The 18,531-nt window shown below is 71.3% G+C and carries 17 protein-coding genes; 10 read left to right on the forward strand and 7 right to left on the reverse strand.

Annotation, left to right across the window (positions count from 1 at the left end; all coding sequences use genetic code 11):
- Positions 1-2: 2 nt before the first annotated feature.
- The 5 genes from ACQP2Y_RS06690 to ACQP2Y_RS06710 are packed head-to-tail and all read right to left on the reverse strand — an operon-like array spanning position 3 to position 5,546.
- Complete coding sequence (locus ACQP2Y_RS06690) at positions 3-830, reverse strand: ABC transporter permease (protein ID WP_433725538.1); 828 nt, start codon at positions 828-830, stop codon at positions 3-5.
- Positions 827-1,690, reverse strand: coding sequence for an ABC transporter permease (locus tag ACQP2Y_RS06695; protein ID WP_433725540.1), 864 nt, complete (start codon positions 1,688-1,690; stop codon positions 827-829). The genes ACQP2Y_RS06690 and ACQP2Y_RS06695 overlap by 4 nt, the downstream gene beginning before the upstream one ends.
- A gap of 3 nt (positions 1,691-1,693) precedes the next feature.
- Positions 1,694-2,905 carry a polyamine ABC transporter substrate-binding protein gene (locus ACQP2Y_RS06700; RefSeq protein ID WP_433731797.1) on the reverse strand — a complete coding sequence of 404 codons (1,212 nt, stop codon included), beginning with the start codon at positions 2,903-2,905 and terminating at the stop codon, positions 1,694-1,696.
- Positions 2,906-2,946: 41 nt separating this feature from the next.
- Entirely contained in the window at positions 2,947-4,071 is a 1,125-nt protein-coding gene (locus ACQP2Y_RS06705; protein ID WP_433725542.1) for an ABC transporter ATP-binding protein, read from the reverse strand.
- A gap of 38 nt (positions 4,072-4,109) precedes the next feature.
- A complete protein-coding gene (locus ACQP2Y_RS06710) occupies positions 4,110-5,546 on the reverse strand; it encodes a gamma-aminobutyraldehyde dehydrogenase (RefSeq protein WP_433725544.1) in 1,437 nt (478 codons plus the stop codon).
- 342 nt (positions 5,547-5,888) lie between these two features.
- On the opposite strand from ACQP2Y_RS06710, the gene ACQP2Y_RS06715 reads away from it, so the two are divergent.
- The 8 genes from ACQP2Y_RS06715 to ACQP2Y_RS06750 all read left to right on the forward strand — a co-directional run bounded on the left by ACQP2Y_RS06715 (position 5,889) and on the right by ACQP2Y_RS06750 (position 14,635).
- Positions 5,889-6,890 carry an efflux RND transporter periplasmic adaptor subunit gene (locus ACQP2Y_RS06715; RefSeq protein ID WP_433725546.1) on the forward strand — a complete coding sequence of 334 codons (1,002 nt, stop codon included), beginning with the start codon at positions 5,889-5,891 and terminating at the stop codon, positions 6,888-6,890.
- A complete protein-coding gene (locus ACQP2Y_RS06720) occupies positions 6,887-7,576 on the forward strand; it encodes an ABC transporter ATP-binding protein (RefSeq protein ID WP_433725548.1) in 690 nt (229 codons plus the stop codon). Before ACQP2Y_RS06715 ends, ACQP2Y_RS06720 begins: the two co-directional genes overlap by 4 nt.
- Entirely contained in the window at positions 7,573-8,853 is a 1,281-nt protein-coding gene (locus ACQP2Y_RS06725) for an ABC transporter permease (protein ID WP_433725550.1), read from the forward strand. Before ACQP2Y_RS06720 ends, ACQP2Y_RS06725 begins: the two co-directional genes overlap by 4 nt.
- A 30-nt stretch (positions 8,854-8,883) precedes the next feature.
- A complete protein-coding gene (locus ACQP2Y_RS06730; RefSeq protein ID WP_433725552.1) occupies positions 8,884-9,861 on the forward strand; it encodes an aldo/keto reductase in 978 nt (325 codons plus the stop codon).
- Between the two features lie 8 nt (positions 9,862-9,869).
- Positions 9,870-10,781 (forward strand): ATP-grasp domain-containing protein, encoded by a 912-nt coding sequence (locus ACQP2Y_RS06735; protein WP_433725554.1) that lies wholly within the window; start codon positions 9,870-9,872, stop codon positions 10,779-10,781.
- Positions 10,782-10,900: 119 nt separating this feature from the next.
- Positions 10,901-12,160: a hypothetical protein gene (locus tag ACQP2Y_RS06740; RefSeq protein WP_433725556.1), complete on the forward strand. Its 1,260-nt coding sequence runs from the start codon at positions 10,901-10,903 to the stop codon at positions 12,158-12,160.
- A 37-nt stretch (positions 12,161-12,197) separates the two neighbouring features.
- The gene (locus ACQP2Y_RS06745) at positions 12,198-13,424 is read left to right on the forward strand and encodes an AAA family ATPase (protein WP_433725558.1); all 1,227 of its coding nucleotides are present in this window, start codon (positions 12,198-12,200) and stop codon (positions 13,422-13,424) included.
- Positions 13,421-14,635, forward strand: coding sequence for a vWA domain-containing protein (locus ACQP2Y_RS06750; RefSeq protein ID WP_433725560.1), 1,215 nt, complete (start codon positions 13,421-13,423; stop codon positions 14,633-14,635). Before ACQP2Y_RS06745 ends, ACQP2Y_RS06750 begins: the two co-directional genes overlap by 4 nt.
- On the opposite strand, the gene ACQP2Y_RS06755 is transcribed toward ACQP2Y_RS06750, so the two are convergent.
- A complete protein-coding gene (locus ACQP2Y_RS06755; RefSeq protein WP_433725562.1) occupies positions 14,619-15,791 on the reverse strand; it encodes a hypothetical protein in 1,173 nt (390 codons plus the stop codon). The genes ACQP2Y_RS06750 and ACQP2Y_RS06755 overlap by 17 nt on opposite strands.
- On the reverse strand, positions 15,788-17,368 hold the full coding sequence (locus tag ACQP2Y_RS06760) for a beta-propeller fold lactonase family protein (RefSeq protein ID WP_433725564.1): 1,581 nt from the start codon (positions 17,366-17,368) through the stop codon (positions 15,788-15,790). The genes ACQP2Y_RS06755 and ACQP2Y_RS06760 overlap by 4 nt, the downstream gene beginning before the upstream one ends.
- A gap of 269 nt (positions 17,369-17,637) precedes the next feature.
- Here ACQP2Y_RS06760 and ACQP2Y_RS06765 point away from each other — a divergent pair, with 269 nt between their 5' ends.
- Together ACQP2Y_RS06765 and ACQP2Y_RS06770 are read left to right on the forward strand one after the other, a co-directional pair.
- Positions 17,638-18,036 (forward strand): hypothetical protein, encoded by a 399-nt coding sequence (locus ACQP2Y_RS06765; RefSeq protein ID WP_433725566.1) that lies wholly within the window; start codon positions 17,638-17,640, stop codon positions 18,034-18,036.
- A 23-nt stretch (positions 18,037-18,059) separates the two neighbouring features.
- Positions 18,060-18,476, forward strand: a complete 417-nt coding sequence (locus ACQP2Y_RS06770; protein ID WP_433725568.1) for a hypothetical protein — start codon at positions 18,060-18,062, stop codon at positions 18,474-18,476.
- Positions 18,477-18,531 lie beyond the last annotated feature (55 nt).

The following is an 18,531-nucleotide window of genomic DNA, read 5'->3' on the forward strand; positions in this document are numbered from 1 at the left end:
ACTCAGGAGTTCTTCCGGGGCCGCGACCGTACGCTGCTCACCACCGCGATCAGCACCCCGCCCACGAAGATCAGCGTGCCCATCACGTTGACCTGCGGCGGCAGGCCGACCCGGGTCGCACCCCAGATCCACAGCGGGAACGTCGTGGTGGTGCCCGCGGTGAAGTTGGTGACCACGAAGTCGTCGATGCTCAGGGCGAAGGCCAGCAGCATGCCGGACATCACCGCGGGCATGATGATCGGGAAGGTGATCCGCCAGAACGTGGTCCACGGGTTGGCGCCCAGGTCCGCCGCGGCCTCCTCGACCGAGCGGTCCAGGGTCAGCACCCGGGCCCGCACCACCACCGCGACGAACGAGATCGAGAACATGATGTGCGCGATCGTGATCGTCGTGGCGCCCAGTCCGACCCCCAGCGAGACGAAGAGCGTCAGCAGCGAGGCGCCCATCACCAGCTCGGGTGAGGACATGGTGGCGAACATGATCAGGTTGACCGTGCCCGAGCCGCGGAACCGGTAGCGGCCCAGCGCGTAGCCGATGCCGGTGCCCAGCGCGCCGGCGACGACCGCGGTGAGCACCGCGACGACCAGCGAGATCACCAGGGCCTTGGTCAGTTCGTCGAGGGCGAAGACCCGGCCGTACCACTTGAGGGTGAAGCCCTCCCAGGTCTGGTTGTAGCGGCCCGGGGTGTCGTTGAAGCCGAACAGGATCATGATGAGCACCGGCAGCGTCAGCCACGCGATGATCACCCAGGTGTAGATGTACAGGGCCCGCCCGCCGGTCAGCCGGGACCGGCGCGGGGTGACCGCGGGGGCTTGCTCGACCATGGTCATCGCGCGGCCACCTTCATCACGTCCTCCGTGCCCAGCGCCCGGGCGTAGGCGAAGACCCCGATCAGCAGCACCGCCATCAGCGTGAAGGACAGGGCCGAGGCGGTCGGATAGTTGGAGCTGGTCAGGTACTGCGACTGGATGACCTGGCCGATCATCGTGGTCGACGAACTGCCCAGCACCGCGGAGTTGACGTAGTCGGAGCTGGCCGGCACGAAGGTCATCAGCACACCGGCGAACACCCCGGGCAGGGCCAGCGGCAGGATCACCTTGCGGAAGGCGGTCGCCGGGTCCGCGTACAGGTCCCGGGCGGCCTCGACCACCCGCGGGTCGATGCGTTCCAGGGCCACGTAGACCGGCAGGATCATGAACGGCAGGAAGTTGTAGACCAGCCCGCCGATCACCGCCACCGGGGTGCCGAGGATGTGGAAGCTGTCCGGCAGCAGCCCGGCGCTCTTCAACGGGCCGAGCAGCATGCCCTCGTCGGTCAGGATGTAGCGCCACGAGATGGTGCGCAGCACGAACGACACGAAGAACGGCAGCAGCAGCAGGAACAGGTAGGTCGGCTTGCGCCGGCCACCGTAGAAGGCGATCCAGTACGCCACCGGGAACGCCAGCACGATCAGGATGATCGTGGTGATCGCCCCGTAGATCAGCGAGCGGACCAGTTGCGTGCGGTAGTTGCCGATCGCGTCCACGTAGGTCTGCCAGTGGCCGGTGAACACGTACCCGGAGACGACGTCACCCTCTTGCAGCGACAGCGACAGCATCGTCACCATCGGGATCACGAAGAACAGCAGCAGCCACAGGCCACCCGGCAGGATCAGCAGGTAGGGCGCGAGCACCCGGCGTGAACGCGACACGGCTCAGGCCAGCACGATCGGTTCGAAGATGCTCTGGAACTGCTGCTGCTCGGCGGTCGACTTGAAATCGACGTAGTAGTGCAGCTTCGCGTAGTCGCTCTGCGCCGGGAAGACGAGCGGGCTGGTGGCGACCGCCTCCATGGCCGCCTTGTCGTCGCCGGACAGCTTGGCCGCGTCCTTCTTGATCTGCTCCTGCGCGGCCGGCACCGGGCAGACGTAGTTGATGTACTCGGCCAGCGTGGCCGCGTTCTCCACCTCGTAGAAGAAGTCCATCAGCTTGATCGCGTCCAGCGGGTTCTGCGCGGTGATCGGGATGGCGAAGTTGTCCGTCCAGATCGTGCCGCCCTCCTCCGGGATCACGAACTTGAAGTCGGTGCCGTCGGAGACGTTCTTCTGGAAGATGTCGCCGGACCACGCCTGGGTGATCCACACCTCGCCCTTGCCGAGGGCGTCCACGTAGCTCTGGTCGTAGTAGTTGCGCACCAGGCCCGCGCTCTTCTGCTCCTTGAGCTTCTCGGCGGCCTTCTTCCAGTCCTCCGGGGTGGACTCGTCCGGGTTCAAGCCGAGCGCCATCAGGCCGAAGTTGGCCAGCTCCTGGGTGTCGGAGTACATGCCGACCTTGCCCTTGAACGCCGGGTCCCACAGGTCGGCCAGCTTGGTGATGGGCCGGGTGATCTTCTTCGGGTCGTACGCGATGCCGGTGATCCCGGAGGTCCACGGCACGGAGTAGACGTTGCCCTTGTCGTAGGCGGTGTTCGCGTACGACGGGTCGGCGTTGGCCACGTAGTTCGGCAGCTTGGAGTGGTCCAGCGGGGCCAGGAAGCCGGAGTCCACGAACTGCTTGAACTGGATGCCGTTGGTGATCACCATGAGGTCGTAGCCGATCGACTGACCGGCCGCGAGCTGCGGCTGGACCTTGGCGAACCAGGGTCCCATCTCCTGGATGACCTCCTGGTACTTCACCGTGACGCCGGTGGCCTTGGTGAACTTCTTCAGCTCCGGCTGCTTCGGGTCCATGTAGAGCGGCCAGTTGGCGAAGTTCACGTTGCCGTTGCTGGTCTTGCCGGCCCAGTACTTGGCCACCGCGTCGGGGGCGGGGGCGCTCGGCGCGGTCGATCCGGTGCCCTTGACGCCGCAGGCGGCCAGCGCCATGGCGAACGCCGACAGGCCGGACACCCGCAACGCGTCGCGGCGGCCGAGCCGCCGCTGGGTCAGGCCGCGGATCAGGGAGGGGTCGGGGATGTTCGACTGCACGATCAGACTCCGATCGGGTAAGAGTGCTGAGGGCTCCAGCTGAGGTACACGCGGTCGCCGGGCCCGGCGAGGTCCTCGGCGGAGTAGGCGTTCTGATCGAAGATCACCAGGTCGGGGCCGGCCGAGGTCTTGACCGTGTAGTTGGTCGAGGTGCCGTGGTAGACGACCTCGGTCACCACACCGGTGAGCACGCTGGTGCCGGTCCCGGCGGGGGCTTCCTGGGACAGGTCGATCTTCTCCGGTCGCACCGACACCTCGAGGTCGTCGCCGACCTTCATGGCCCCGCTCACCGGGACCAGCACCCGCTCGCCCTCGCCGTAGCTCAGCAGGGCGACGTCGCCGGTGATGCTCTCGACCGTGCCGTCGAGCAGGTTCGAGGTGCCGATGAAGCCGGCCACGAAGCGGGTCGCCGGCCGTTCGTAGATCTCGCGCGGTGAGCCGAGCTGGTCGATGCGGCCCGCGTCCATGACCGCGATGCGGTCCGACATGGTCAGCGCCTCGCCCTGGTCGTGCGTCACGTAGACGAAGGTGATGCCGACCTCGCGCTGGATGCGCTTGAGCTCGACCTGCATCTGCTGGCGCAGCTTGAGGTCCAGGGCGCCCAGCGGCTCGTCGAGCAGCAGCGCCCGCGGCCGGTTGACCAGCGCCCGGGCCAGCGCCACCCGCTGTTGCTGCCCGCCGGACATCTCCCGCGGGGCCCGCTTCTCCATGCCGGTCAACGAGACGATCTCCATGATCTCGCCGCACCGGCGGCGGATCTCGGCCTTGTCGACCTTCTTGCGCTCCAACCCGAAAGCCACGTTCTGGTACGCGTTCAGGTGCGGGAACAACGCGTACGACTGGAACACCATGTTGACGTCGCGTTTGTTGGGCGAGACGCGGGTGACGTCCCGGCCGTCCAGGAACACCGTGCCGCCGGTGGGCTCCTCGAAGCCGGCGATCATCCGCATCGTGGTGGTCTTGCCGCAGCCCGACGGGCCCAGCAGGGAGAAGAACTCGCTCGGCGCGATCCTCAGGTCCAGCCGGCGTACGGCCTGCACGGTCTCGCCGTGCGACAGGTAGTCCTTGTGCACGCCGGCGAGCTCGATGGCCGGTTGGCCGGGGTCCTCGTCAATAGCAGTGGTCATGCGTACCTCTTCGCGCGCGGGGGGACGGGCGGGCCGGGTCAGCCCAGATGGCTCATCACGTGTTTGATGCGGGTGTACTCCTCGAACCCGTACATCGAGAGGTCCTTGCCGTAGCCCGAGTGGCCGTAGCCGCCGTGCGGCATCTCCGACACGAACGGCAGATGGGTGTTGATCCACACCGCGCCGAAGTTCAGCCGGCGCGACACCCGCATCGCCCGGCCGTGGTCGCGGGTCCAGACGCTCGCGCTCAGGCCGAAGCGCACGTCGTTGGCCCAGCGCACGGCGCCGTCCTCGGTGTCGAACTCCTGCACCGTGATGACCGGGCCGAAGATCTCGTCCTGGATCATCTCGTCGCGCTGGCGCAGGCCGGCCACGACGGTCGGCTCGACGAAGTAGCCGCGGTCACCGATGCGCCGCCCGCCGGTGACCACCCGGGCGTGGTCGGGTGTGCGGTCCAGGAAGCCGCGCACCCGGTCCAGCTGGGCGACGTTGTTGACCGGCCCGAAGTAGGCGCTGGTGTCGGCCGGGCCACCGACCTTGGTGTCCTTGGCCGCGGCGGCCAGGGCGTCGGTGAAGTCGGCCGCGACCCGGGCGTGCACCAGCACGCGGGTGGCGGCGGTGCAGTCCTGCCCGGCGTTGAAGTAGCCCGCGCCGGCCACGGCGGCGGCGGTCGCTTCCAGATCGACGTCGTCGAAGACGATGACCGGGGCCTTGCCGCCCAGCTCCAGATGGACCTTCTTGAGGTCGGCGGCGGCCGCGGCGGCGACCTCCATGCCGGCCCGGGTGGAGCCGGTGATCGAGACGAGCTGCGGGGTGGGGTGCACCACCAGCGCGCGGCCGGTGTCCCGGTCACCGCAGACGACATTCAGTACGCCCGGTGGCAGGAACTCGGCGGCGATCTCGGCGAGCAGCAGGGTGCTGACCGGCGTGGTGTCGGAGGGCTTGAGCACCACCGAATTGCCGGCCGCGATCGCCGGGGCGAACTTCCACACCGCCATGACCATCGGATAGTTCCACGGCGTCACCTGGGCGCAGACGCCGATCGGCTCGCGCCGGACCCAGGAGGTGTGGTCGCGCAGGTACTCCCCGGCAGACTTGCCCTCCAGCATCCGGGCGGCGCCGGCGAAGAAGCGCAGCTCGTCCAGCAGCGGCGCCATCTCCTCCTGCCGGGTGGCCTCGACCGGTTTGCCGGTGTTGCGACATTCAGCGGCGATGATCTCGTCGGACCGGGCCTCGACGGCGTCGGCGATGCGCAACAGGGCGCGTTGCCGTTCGGCCGGTGTGCTGTCCCGCCACACCTCGAAGCCGTCCTCCGCGGCCTGCATCGCCACAGCGACGTCACCGGCGGAGGAGACCGGGGCGTACGCGTACGCGTCACCGGTGCACGGGTCGACGACCGCTGACGTCACGCCGTCGGCGGTGTCCGTGCCGGACCCGCCGATGAAGTTGCGCAGGACCGGTAGGTCGGTGCTCACGGAAATCGGACCTCCCGCCCCGGGGCCTGTGACAGCCCCCACACGAAGAGGTGGACCTTGACATAGCCGCGGACCTAAAGACAAGGGAATCCGAGGGATTTTGCAAGACCGAAACGGAATCAGGAGCGCTCACCCGCGCGCAACTACGCAATCCGGCGCGGGTGAGCGCCGCTGAGCCCGTTTCCGCAGCGTGATCCGGGTGTCCGCGCCGGCCCGACAATCCGGTGCATCTTGCTCCCTTGCCAGGCCGATGTACCGTCTGCGAGCGCCGTTCGGATCGGAGATCATCTCTGGACGGTCATCGATGTGCCGAGGATCGGCTCGAACAGCTAAGGGGAACCGGTGGACGGACGCAGGCTCCTGCCCCGCGCGCTCGTGGGAATGTCGGTCGTGGCGGCGCTGGCCGGCTGCTCCGGATCGTCCGACGAGGCCGAGACCCCCGGACTGGAGCCCCGCGGCACCGTGCTGACCACGGTCCAGCCGAGCCGTCAGGACCTCACCAACAAGATCAGCCTCAACGGCAAGGTCGCGATCAACCCGGTCTACGGCATCGTCGCGCCGGTCGACGGGGAGCTGCGCTACGTGCAGCGGCAGCCCTCGACCACGGCCAGCACCCAGGCGACCTGGGTGGCCACGGTCTGGGACCACGGCACGCCCCACAAGGTGCTCATGCCGAAGAACTCCATCCTGGCCGGCCGGCTGCTCGACGACCGGACCACGGTCACCGCGGGGATGCCGGTGATCTCGGCCAAGCGCGCCGGGTATGCGGTCGTCGCGGACATCGACAGTGCGCTGGCGTACCGGATCTCCGGCTCGGCGAAATCCGTCCAGGGCCAGATCAAGAACGGGCCGGGACCGTTCCCCTGCAAGCCGCTCGGCACCATCGCCGCCCTGCCGGCCGGCACCATCCCCGAGCCGCCGCCGGTCACGCCGTCCCCGGGCGCCACCGGCGACCCCGCCGCACAGCCCGAGCAGCCGCCCGCGGGCGGCGGCGAGGGTTCCGAGCCGACCGGCCTGCGGCTGGTCTGCACCGCCAGCAAGGGCATCAAGCTCATCAACGGCGCCGCGGTGACCCTGGAGATGGTCACCGGCAAGGCCAGCGACGTGCTGGTGCTGCCGGTCGAGGCGGTCGCCGGCACCCAGGGCAAGGGCAAGGTCGACGTGGTCGGGGCGGATCGCGTCCGCAAGACCGTCGACGTGGTGCTGGGCCTCACCGACGGCAAGGTCGTGGAGATCAAGAAGGGCCTCAAGGGCGACGAGACCGTGGCGATCCCCGGCCCCAACCTGCCCGCCGCCCCCGAGAACCCGGCTCCCGGCGACCAGCCCTCCGGAGCCGTGGGATGACCGCGCTGATCGAGCTCACCGGCATCACCAAGGTCCTCAAGGGCCAGCAGCAGCCGCGCACCATCCTCGACGGCGTCGACCTGACCGTGCAGGCCGGCGAGAGCGTGGCCATCGTCGGCCGGTCCGGCTCCGGCAAGAGCACCCTGCTCAGCGTCCTGGGCCTGTTCGACCGCCCGGACGAGGGCAGCTACCTGCTCGCCGGCCAGGACATCAGCCGGCTGCCCGAGCGCAAGGCCGCGAAGCTGCGCAGCTCCCACTTCGGCTTCGTCTTCCAGCGCTTCTTCCTGCTCAAGCACCTGACCGCGGCCCAGAACGTGTCCATGGCGCTGGTCAACGGCCAGGGCTGGCTGCCCCGGCGGGAACGCCGGGCCCGCGTCCTGCAGGCCCTCGACCAGGTCGGCATCGCCCACCTGGCCAAGAACCGCCCGGCCCGGATGTCCGGCGGTGAGCAGCAGCGGGTGGCGATCGCCCGGGCCCTGGTCCGCGACCCGGTGGTGCTGCTGGCCGACGAGCCGACCGGCGCGCTGGACACCGAGACCGGCACCGCGGTGATCGACGCCCTGCTGGCGGCGACCACGCGCGGCTGCGGTCTGGTGCTGGTCACCCACGACCGGGACCACGCCGCCCGGATGGGCCGCACGCTCGACCTGGTCGACGGCATCCTCACCGAGCGGGTGAACGCGTGAGGCGGCTGTCCGGCCGGCTGCGGTCGGCGCTGATCATCGGCCTGCAGGGCATCCGCGCCCGCAAGATGCGCACCCTGCTGTCCATGGTGAGCCTGTTCCTCGGCGTCCTCGCGGTGGTGGTCGTGCAGGCCGGCGCCAGCATCGCGGACAAGGCGCTGCTGTCGGACATCGAGCTCACCTCGGCCGTCGACGGCACCACCATCATCAACCTGCCGATGCAGCCCAAGGCCACCGAAATCGTGCTCGACACGGTGGACGGCCGCACCGACGCGGTGGCCATGCTCGGCCTCCAGGCGATCATCGGCGAGCCGAACGTCGCGCCGGTCAATCCGGGCGCCTCGCCGTTCGACGAGGACTGGGGCGGTGGCATGGTCTGCTACGGCAACGGGCCCTGCGAACCGGCCGACGCCCAGCCCAAGGGCCAGGCGGTCGAGGTCCGGCTGACCGCCATGACCGGTGACGTGCGCCCGTTCCGGCCACTGCGCCCGCGCACCGGCGAGTGGCTCGAGTTCGGCTCGGTGCCGTCGATGGCGCCGCGGATCATCGTCAACCGGGAGGCCGCCAAGGGCTTCGAGCGGTACAAGGTGCCCGCCGAGATGCGGATCCCCGGCGCGTCCGCGAACATCACCCCGCAGTTCGTCGGCGTGGTCGACGACGGTGACATCCAGCCGCGCGCCTACGTCCGCCTCGACGAGCTGACCACCTGGCTGCCGGGCGGCACCGCGGCCGACCCGAACGCCGGCGGCGAGATGCAGGTGCTGGTGTCGCCGGGCAGCCCGGTCGAGCAGGTGCTCAGCACCAAGCTCAAGGCCATCGGCTCGGAGACCTGGGTCGAGACCGTCGACGCCAAGAAGCAGATGGAGAGCCAGCTCAAGCTGCTGCGCCTGGTCTTCCTGGCGATGGCGAGCCTGGTGCTGCTCATCGGCGTGGCCGGCATCCTCAACGTCGGCCTGGCCACCGTGGGGGAGCGGGTGGAGGAGTTCGCCCTGCGCCGGGCGGTCGGCACCCCGCGGATGCTGCTGGCCGGCATCGTGCTGGCTGAGACGTTGCTCACCGGTCTGTTCACCGCGGCCGTGGCGATCGGGCTCAGCGCGGCCGGCCTGCGGGCCGTCTCGATGCTGTTCGGCGACTCCGAGCCGTTCCTGCAGGACCTGCAGTTCCCGTGGGAGGCCGGCATAGCGGGCATCATCGCGGGTCTGGTCGCCGGCATCCTCGGCGGTTTCATCCCGGCGCTGCGGGCCGCCGGCATCCCGATCGCCACCGTCATGCGTGCTTGACCCGGCGGCCGATCACCGGAGAATGCACCAGTGGACTACGTGAACTTCGGCTCGACCGGCCTGCGGGTCTCCCGCCTCTGCCTCGGCGCGATGAGCTACGGCACCCCCGACCGCGGCAGCCACCTGTGGTCGCTGCCCGAGGAGCAGGCCCGGCCGTTCATCCGGCAGGCGCTCGACCTGGGTGTCACGTTCTTCGACACGGCCAACGTCTACTCCGACGGCACCAGCGAGGAGATCCTCGGGCGCGCGCTGAAGGACTTCGCCGACCGGGACGACGTGGTGATCGCGACCAAGGTCCACGGCCGGATGCGCCCGGGCCCGAACGGTGCCGGCCTGTCCCGCAAGCACATCATGGCCGAGATCGACAACAGCCTGCGCCGGCTCGGCACCGACTACGTCGACCTCTACCAGATCCACCGCCTGGACCCCGGCACCCCGATCGAGGAGACTCTCGAGGCGCTGCACGACCTGGTCAAGGCGGGCAAGGTCCGCTACCTCGGCGCCTCGTCGATGTGGGCCTGGCAGTTCGCCCAGGCGCTGTACCTGGCCGACCGGCACGGCTGGACCAGGTTCGCGTCCATGCAGAACCACTACAACCTGCTCTACCGCGAGGAGGAACGGGAGATGCTCCCGCTCTGCCTGGACCAGGGCATCGCGGTGATCCCGTGGAGCCCGCTGGCCCGCGGCAGGCTGACCCGGCCCTGGCAGCAGGACACCACCCGCTCCGGCACGGACGAATTCGGCAAGACCCTGTACGCGGGCGCCGAGGACAACGACCGGCAGATCATCGACGCGGTGACCACGGTCGCGGAGAAGCGCGGCGTCCCGCGGGCCCAGGTGGCCCTGGCCTGGGTGGCCCGCAACCCGGCTGTGACGGCACCGATCGTGGGCGCGACCAAGCCCCACCACCTCGACGACGCGGTCGCCGCCCTGGAGCTGACCCTCACCGACGACGAGGTGGCGCTGCTCGAAAGCGGTTACGCGCCCCGGCCCGTCGCCGGCTTCTGAGGCCCGCGATGACCCTCACCATCGGCCTGGTCACCACCGACACCGAGCTGGTCCGGCAGCACGACCCGGACACCGCCGTGCTGCTGCGCGGCCTGACCGGGGCGGGCTTCCGGGCCACCGCCCCGGTCTGGCACGACCCGGCGGTCGACTGGACGGCCTTCGACCTGCTGGTCATCCGCTCACCGTGGGACTACCCCGAGCGGTACGCGGAGTTCACCGGCTGGCTGGACCGTACGGCGGGGCGTACCCGCATCCTCAACGCGCCCGAGCTGATCCGCTGGAACATCGACAAGCGCTACCTCGACGACTTCCGCGCGCTGGACGTGCCGTGCGTGCCGTACACCTTCGCCACGACGCCCGCCGAGGCCGAGGCCGCGATCGCCGCCCTGGCCGACAGCCGGGTGGTGGTCAAGCCGTCGGTCTCGGCCGGCGCTCGCGACACCGGTCTGTTCCAGCCGGACGATCCCCGCGCGGCGAAGCTGGCGGCTCACATCATCGCCTCGGGCAAGACCGCGATGATCCAGCCGGCCATGGAATCGGTGATCGAGCACGGCGAGAACGCCCTGTTCTTCCTGAACGGCGAGTTCGCCTACGCCTGCCACAAGGGCCCTCTCCTGGCGCCGGGCGGCGGGTATCTGGGCGGCGAATACACCGAGGTCATCACCCGCGCGGACCCGTCCGCCGAGGAGATCGACCTGGGCCGCCGGACGGTCGCGGCGATCGCCGGCATCGCGGCCCGCAAGGGCTACGGCGAGGACGCCGGACTGCCGCTCTACGCCCGCGTCGACATCGCCTCGGAGCAGGGCCGCAACCCGCTGATCCTCGAGGTCGAAGTGTTCGAGCCGTCCTACTTCACCGGTGTGATCCCCGAAGCAACCGGCCTCTTCGTGCAAGCCGTCGAGCGCCGCTGCCGATCGTGAGCCCGATCGTGCCGCCGCGCCGAAGTCGCTTCCCGGACGAGCGACGCGGTGGTACGGTCCCCGGCGATGAATACCTCGTGTGTGCGATTGGGGGTCCTGTCCGCCAAAGGTGAGTGCTGATGCCCTCACAGAACGCGGACGGTGATTCCCGTCTTTCCCTCTGGCTGCGCGTGCGCGAGTTCGCCGTGCCGCCTTCGATGATCGAGGCGGCGACTGCCCGCCGGGCCGAGCACGACTGGGCGGCGGCGTGCGCGGTGGCCCGGATCGATGTCGAGTTCAATCTGCGGTCGCTGGCCCGTACCCGGGGCGCGGAGCTGGCCGCCCGGATCCGGGCCGATCTGCGGAATCTCGCTCCTGACCTGCTGCGCTGGCATCTGCCGAGGATCGCTCCGGACGGGTTGCTGCGGCCCGGTCTGACGATCTCCCTGGCCTGCTACGACGGCCTGCACCTCGTCGTGCGTACCCCGCCGGCCTGGGCGAACGCCGGGCAGCGGTGCAGCCTCGCGCTGTGGGACCGGGCCGGTCCCGGCGGTTCGCGTCCTGACCGGCGGTTCCGGCTGGATCTGCACCGTCACCTGTGGGACGCGAGCCGGGCCGGTGAGCTGCGCGGTCGGTCCATCGTGGATCGGGAGGCCCGCTGGGCGGCCGAGGCGGCGGTTCTGCTGCGCTCGGAGGGGCGGAGCAGCGGTGCGGTGGCCGTACGGTTCGGCGGCCGGCGCCGGCTGCTGCTGGAGCTCGCCGAGACAGGTGCGCTCGCCGTGTCGCCGTTTCCGGGGTCGGGCTGGGCGGCCGCGTTGCCGGTGCTGCCGGACGCGGCGACCTGGGAGCTGCCTGATCGGGTGTTGCTGCGGCACGGGCTGATCGAGCCGGACCGGTTGCATCCACTGGTCGCCGCCGCGCTCGCTCCGGACCAGGCCCGGGGTACGGCCCCAGCACCGCAACCCGGAGCTGGTCCCCGCCTGGTGGAGTGCCGTGGCGCCACGCACCGGATCGCTCTCGTGGACGGGGTGCTGGCGCCGCTGGACCACAGCCCGGACGAGATTCGCCGGGAGGAGCTGCTGGCCGCCCTGACCGGCACCCCGGTGGCCTGCCTGCAGGCAATCGACGAGGCGCACCGCGGCCCGGCGGAGCTCACCGACGTCCGCGCCCGCCTCGATCACGGCGACGCAGCCGGGGCTCTGGCCGTCGTCGAGTCGTTGCTGGGGCCGGAGGCGGTCCTGCGTGGCGGTGGCCTGCGCGACGAACTCGAGACCGCCGTCCTGCGGCGGATCACCCACGGACTGTTCCGGGCCGGGCTGACCGGGCGCGGACCGCTGTCGACCTGTCGCGAGCAGCGCAGCCGGCATCGCGGTCACCCGCGTCTTGCCGGCGCCCGCTGACCTCACCCCGTTCCTTCTCTCTCCCAAGGTGATCACCATGTCTTTCGCTGCCCCGAACTCCGCTCTGGACACCGCCGCCGACCTGCTGGCGTTGCTGCGCGACACGACCACCGAGCCCCGCCGCGACCCGCAGTTGGAGGCGCTGACCCTGGCCGTGGCCGCCGATCTGCCCGTACTGCTGTGGGGTGAGCCCGGGATCGGCAAGACCGCGGCCCTGCAGCAGCTCGCCACCTCCCTCGATCTGCCGTTGACCACGGTGATCGCCAGCGTGCACGAGCCGTCCGACTTCTCCGGGCTGCCCGTGGTCGGTGACGATCCGGCCGTGCAGGGCGTCCCGATGGCCCCGCCGGACTGGGCCGTGCGCTTGGTGCGCGAGGGCCGTGGCCTGCTGTTTCTGGACGAGCTCTCGACCGCGCCGCCGGCGGTGCAGGCGGCGCTGTTGCGGCTGGTGCTGGAGCGCCGGGTCGGCGCCCTGAAACTGCCGCCGGGGGTACGGATCGTCGCCGCCGCCAATCCGCGGTCCTCGGCGGCCGACGGCTGGGAGCTGAGTCCGCCGCTGGCCAACCGTTTTGTGCATCTCCAGTGGCTGCACGACCACGACGTCGTCGTCCGGGGCCTCGGCGGGACGTGGCCGCGGGCCGCCCTGCCGGAGCTCGACTCGCGGCGGCTGGCCGAGGCCGTGACGTTCGCCCGCCGGGCGGTGTGCGGGTTCCTCGCCGTCCGGCCCGCCCTCGTGCACCAGTTGCCGGCCGTCGAACCCCGGCGCGGCGGCCCGTGGCCATCGCCGCGGAGCTGGGAGATGGCCCTGTCTCTCACCGCCTTCGCCACCGCCGCCGGCACCTCCCGGGAGGTGCTCTCCATGCTGGTCCGCGGCACGGTCGGGGACGGTCCCGGGCTGGAACTGCTGGCCTTCCTGGACCGGATGGACCTGCCCGACCCCGAGACGCTGCTGGCCGACCCGGCGGCGGCCCCGCTGCCCGAGCGCGGTGACCTGCGCCAGATCGTCCTCGACGGGGTGGTCGAGGCGCTGCGCAAGCGGCCGGACGAGCAGCGCTGGGACGCGGCCTGGGCCGTCATGGTCCGGGCCCTGGAGACCGGACCGCCGGACCTGGTGGTCGTGCCCGCGAGTGCGCTGGCCGCCCTGCGCCAGGCCGACTGGGAGGTGCCGGCGGCGATCGACCGCCTGGCCGGAGCGGTCTCGTTGTCCCGGCGGGCGGACCGGGCCGGTGCGCGCGTCGTGGCCGCGGCGGGGAGCGGCCGATGAAGCTGGACCGCGACAAGCTGTTCGCCGCCCGGCTCCAGGCCGTCCGGGCCCGGCCGTACCTGGCCACCGCGTTGTTCGCCCTGCACGCGGTGGAGTCGCCGCGGGTGCCCACGATGGCCGTCGACCGGTACTGGCGGTGCTACGTCTCGCCGACGTTCGTCGCCCGGACCCCGGTCGAGGAACTGGCCGGGGTTTGGGTGCACGAGGTCGCCCACCTGCTGCGCGACCATCACGGCCGCAGCGACCGGTACGCCGCTAAGCACGGCCTGAGCGGGCCGGGGGAGCGGCTGCGGATGAACATCGCCGCCGACTTCGAGATCAACGACGACGTGTACGGCGACGGGCTGGCCCGGCCCGCCGGCGTTGTCCTGCCCCGGATGCTGCACCTGCCCGAGGACGAGCTGATGGAGGACTACCTGCACAGCGTGCAGCTGCGGTCGTACAGCCGGGACCTGATGTGGCTCGACTGCGGCAGTGGTGCCGACGGGCTGGACCGGGAGTGGGAGCTGGGACCCGACGGTGCCGACGGTCTCACCGAGCAGGAGCAGGACGCGGTGCGTTTCCGGGTGGCGCAGGGCATCAACGGCCGGCCGGGTGACGTCTCGAAGGGCTGGCGGCGGTGGGCCCAGGAGGCGTTCCATCCCCCGCAGCCGTGGCGGGACCTGCTGGGGGCGGCCATCCGGTCGGCCGCCGCGAGCTCCGGGGCAGGTGACGACTACTCGTACGGGCGTCCGTCCCGCCGCTCCGCCGGCCTGCCCGGCGTCGTCCTGCCCAGCCTGCGCCGCCGGCCGCCGCGGGTGTCCGTGGTCATCGACACGTCCGGCTCGGTCAGCGACGCCGAACTGGGCAGCGCCGTCCTCGAGGTCGCGGCGATCGGTCAGGCCGTGGGTGGCCGGCGCGACCTGGTCACAGTGCTGCCGTGCGACGCGGCGCCCCGGGTCGTGCACACCCTGTGCCGGGCCGAGGGCATCCCGCTGCTGGGTGGCGGCGGTACGGACATGCGCGCCGGCTTCTCCCGGGCGTTGCGCACGACGCCGAGGCCGGACGTCGTCGTGATCCTGACCGACGGGCAGACCCCGTGGCCGGTGGCACAGCCGGCGTGCCGGACGGTGGTGGGCCTGTTCCGCCGGGCGAAGTCGTGGGACGAGGACTCCGAGTACGTGCCGTCCCGCCCTCCGGCCTGGGCGCGGGTGGTCACCATCGCCTCGTGACCGGGACCTCCGTCTCGGTCGGCTGGTCCATGTCGTACCAGGGGCGCTGCCGGGGCGCGGCGGGCTCCGCGGGGCGCGCCGGGACAGCGTCGCCGTCGGGCCGCTGCGGCTGGGTCCAGATCGGCGCGACCCGCGGTGGCGGGTGCCAGCCCAGCTGGGCCATCGGCTGCGTGGCCAGCGCCGCCTGGGCCCGCTGCGGCGGCTTCCAGATCGGTGGTGCTCCCCACCAGATGACCCGTTCGGCGTGCGGCTTCGGAGCGGACTGCGCGGCGGCGGCGATCGCGAGCGGCACCGGGGCGGCCTCGATGGCCTCCGGCTGCGCGGTCTCCTCGTGTCCCGAGGCGCCGGCCAGCAGCACGGCGGCCCCGACGGTGACGAGGCCGGCCAGCAGGGCCGGCAGCTCCCAGCCCGGGCGTACGGCGTCACCCATGAGCAGCAGCGCGACGGCGGAGGGCGCGATCACCTCGGCGATCCACAGCACCGCCGTGACCGGCCCGACCGCGCCGTGCTGCAACGCGTGGGTGTAGAGCAGCATGCCGCCGATCGCGAACACCAGCAGCGCCCAGATCAGCGGTTCGGTGGCGATGCCCAGGGCCATCCCGCCCGGGTTCTCCATCCCGTGCTCGGGCATCGGCAGCGCCCGGCCGGCCAGCGCCGCCCCGCCCAGCGACAGCCCGGCCAGGGCCGCGACGGCGCCGGGTGAGCCGCTGATCCGGGCCGTGCCCCAGCCGATCACGGCGATGCCGACGGCGGCCGAGCACAGCGCCCACCGCAGGCCGTTCGACGCGGCGACCTCCTCCTGCGGCCCGGCCGACATGGCCAGCACGGTCAGCGCGCCGACCGAGACGATGACGGCCACGACGTCGCGGGTGCGCAGCCGGGCCTTGAGGAAGATCCGGGCGGCCACCACGGTGATCGCCAGAGAGCTGGCCAGCACCGATTCGACCAGGTAGACCGCGAGTTCGCGCAGCGCGACCATCGACCCGACGAAGGACAGGATGTCCAGGCCGACGCCGATCAGATACAGCGGGTGGCCGAGGGCGCGCACGGTGGTGGTGCTGCGCCGGGCCCCGACGGCCTGCAGGATCGAGCCGGCGGCGTAACAGATGGCACCGAAGACGGCGATGGCCAGGGCGACCCAGCCGGCGCCCGTCACGACGAGGTCCGGAGCACGGAGATGGTGTCGTCGTCGCCGTTGGACACGTACGCCATCCGGCCGTCGGGTGACACCGCGATCGTCCGCGGGCTGCGCCCGACCGGGACGGTGGCGGTGACCGCGCCGGTGTGACCGTCCAGCACGGACACCGAGTTCCCGCCCTCGTTGACCACGTACGCGTGCTCGCCGTCGGTGGCGAAGGCCACGCTCTGCGGCTGCTTGCCGACCTTGAACGGCCCGATCCGCCGCAGAGTGGCGGCGTCGATGAGGTCAGCGGAATCCGCCTCGTACCCGGCGACCAGCACGGTCTTGCCGTCCGGTGAGACGGCGATGCTGTGCGGGGCCTTGCTGACCGGCACCGACTTGACCAGCCGGTCGGTGCGCATGTCGATGATCGCGACGGCGTTCGACTCGTGGTTCGGCGTGAACGCGCGCTTGAGCGGCCCGGAGAAGGCGACGGCGTGCGGGTTGGGCGGCACCAGGACCTTGCCCCGGGCCCGCATCCCGTCGGCGCCGTAGATCTCCACCCGCCGCTCACTGTGGATCGGCACCCAGACGCGCCCGTCGGGACCGACCGCCAACGTGTACGGCTGCACGCCGGTGCTCATGTACCGCAGGACCTTGCGGCTGGCGGCGTCCACCACGGCGACCCCGCTGCCGGTCTTGTCGTCCTCGTACATCGAGACGAAGACGAGGCGCCCGTCGCGGGAGGTGGCGACGAATCGAGGGGTGTTGCGCAGCCGTACTGAGGTCACCCGTTCGCTGGCCACGTCCAGCACGGACAGGATGCGGGAGCTCTGGTTGGCGATGTAGACCGTACGGTTGTCGGGCGAGACCACGACGCCTTCCGGCTCGTCGCCCACCCGGATCGTGCCCACCATCGTCGGCTTGGCCAGGCTGGAAACGCTCAGCGCCAGCGGCACCCGGGCCACCCCGGTCGGCCCGGGCGCGGCAGCCGTCTCAGCGGCCGGCGCTGTCGCCGGTGCGGTGGTCGGCGCCAGCGCGAGCGCCGGAGTGGGAACGGGCTCCTCACCCCGGCTCAGCGCCACAGCGACGCCCGCGCCACCGAGCAGCACTCCGGCGGCCAGCGCGGCGAGCAGGACCGGTGCTCGCCGCTGCCGGCGGGCCGGCGGCGTGGACAGCACGGTCACGCGTGTCGCGCCGGGATCCTCGGCGGGCTCGAACTGCTCCTCGATCTCGCCCCGCGACATCGGTGCGGGTGCGGTGACCTGTCCGGTGACCTGGACGTCGGCCCAACCGGCGGGACCACGCACCGTGACGGTGCCGTCGAGCCAGTCGGACGCGGGCAGCCAGCCGATCCGCAACCGGCGGCCGTTCAGCACGGCTCGCAACCCCGGTCCCGAAACGGTGACGGCGGCCGCGGCAGCCAGCGGCGGTCCTTCGATGAGGACCTCCGCGACCAGCCGGGGTGTTCCCGGTGCGACCTGGCCGAAGTGGACCTGATCCGGGTTGAGCCGCAGGGCGGTCCGCTCCAGGGCGGCGGCAGCGGCAGCGGCGATGCTGCGACTGTCCTCCTGGGTCAGCCGCATCAGCGTGCGCCGGGCGGCAGCTGCCATGGCGAGATCGGAACCGTTCGCGAGCCGCTCCAGCTCGCCCACACCTTTCAAGCGAGTCTCACGGACCGAACTGTCGATCTCGGTCAGCACCTGCGTCGGCAAGACTTTTTCACTCATAGTGTCCCCGGAGTCATTCTGCGTGACGATCGCCATCGACGGAACCCTCAGCCCGAAATTGGCACCTGACGATCAATCGACTCCACGGCGGCGCTCCGGCTATATTCAGTAGAGCTTCACTCTATTCAACTAGCGGGACGGGAACCGAACACGTGACCAGACTCCAGCGCACGTCAGCGCTCGCCGCCCTGATCCTCGGCGGCGTCACCGTCCTGTCCGGCTGCGGCGGCGCTGCGGAGGAGACCGCCGACAAGGTCCCGCCTCCGGCGCAGGCGACGACAGCACCGGCCGAGGAGGACTGCGGCGACGTCGCGGCCACGGTCCGGAAGCACCTGAGCAGCTCCGACGTCTCCGACGTGATCGTGGAAGGGCAGTGCACGACCGTGGTGATCGCGACCGAGCTGGACGACGAGGACACCGCGACCGGCCGGGAACTGTGCGAGGCGGCCGGGAAGGTGGCGTACACCGGCGACATCAACTCGGTCAACGTGGTGAGCAAGGCCGGCACCGAGCTCTCCACCGGCATCCCCGGCGCGAGCTGCCTGCCGTAGCCACGCTGGGGCAGACTGGGCGCGTGGTGATCTACGTCCGCTCGTACTGGCCCGAGCGCCGGCCGCAACGACAGCGCCGCCGGGCCGACCGGGATGCGGCCCGGTGGACGTACGACGAAGTGGGCGCCGACCGGGAAGTGCTGCGGCGCATCGAGATGCGCGCCGACGACGGGACGTACCTCGCGGCGGTCGACCACGCCGAGGAGCGCAGCGTGGGGGCGAATCCGCAGGAGATGGCGGCCGACGCCTTCGAGGAGTTGTGGCGGCTGGCCCGCTGCCAGCTCAACGGCGAGCCCGTGACCATCACCGGGGCCCGGATCCTGCGCTACGACCGCTACGTCGACGAGCTGACCCCGTTGCACACCGGAGTGCTCATCCTGTCGACGACCGGCGCCCCACGTATACGAGCGGGCCACCACCTCGAGGGCCGTACAGTCTGATCGACGTCGGCCTATTGACACGGATGCCGCCCCGGCGCAGAGTTCGCTGCACTGT

It is taken from the genome of Actinoplanes sp. CA-051413 (assembly GCF_050955795.1).
Lineage (GTDB): Bacteria > Actinomycetota > Actinomycetes > Mycobacteriales > Micromonosporaceae > Actinoplanes.

Bases quoted from the DNA above. Each gene is read 5' to 3' on its own strand.
- ACQP2Y_RS06690 (WP_433725538.1), bottom strand. From the start codon at position 830: ATGACCATGGTCGAGCAAGCCCCCGCGGTCACCCCGCGCCGGTCCCGG.
- ACQP2Y_RS06705 (WP_433725542.1), bottom strand. From the start codon at position 4,071: ATGACCACTGCTATTGACGAGGACCCCGGCCAACCGGCCATCGAGCTC.
- ACQP2Y_RS06720 (WP_433725548.1), top strand. From the start codon at position 6,887: ATGACCGCGCTGATCGAGCTCACCGGCATCACCAAGGTCCTCAAGGGC.
- ACQP2Y_RS06735 (WP_433725554.1), top strand. From the start codon at position 9,870: ATGACCCTCACCATCGGCCTGGTCACCACCGACACCGAGCTGGTCCGG.
- ACQP2Y_RS06740 (WP_433725556.1), top strand. From the start codon at position 10,901: ATGCCCTCACAGAACGCGGACGGTGATTCCCGTCTTTCCCTCTGGCTG.
- ACQP2Y_RS06745 (WP_433725558.1), top strand. From the start codon at position 12,198: ATGTCTTTCGCTGCCCCGAACTCCGCTCTGGACACCGCCGCCGACCTG.
- ACQP2Y_RS06750 (WP_433725560.1), top strand. From the start codon at position 13,421: ATGAAGCTGGACCGCGACAAGCTGTTCGCCGCCCGGCTCCAGGCCGTC.
- ACQP2Y_RS06760 (WP_433725564.1), bottom strand. From the start codon at position 17,368: ATGGCAGCTGCCGCCCGGCGCACGCTGATGCGGCTGACCCAGGAGGAC.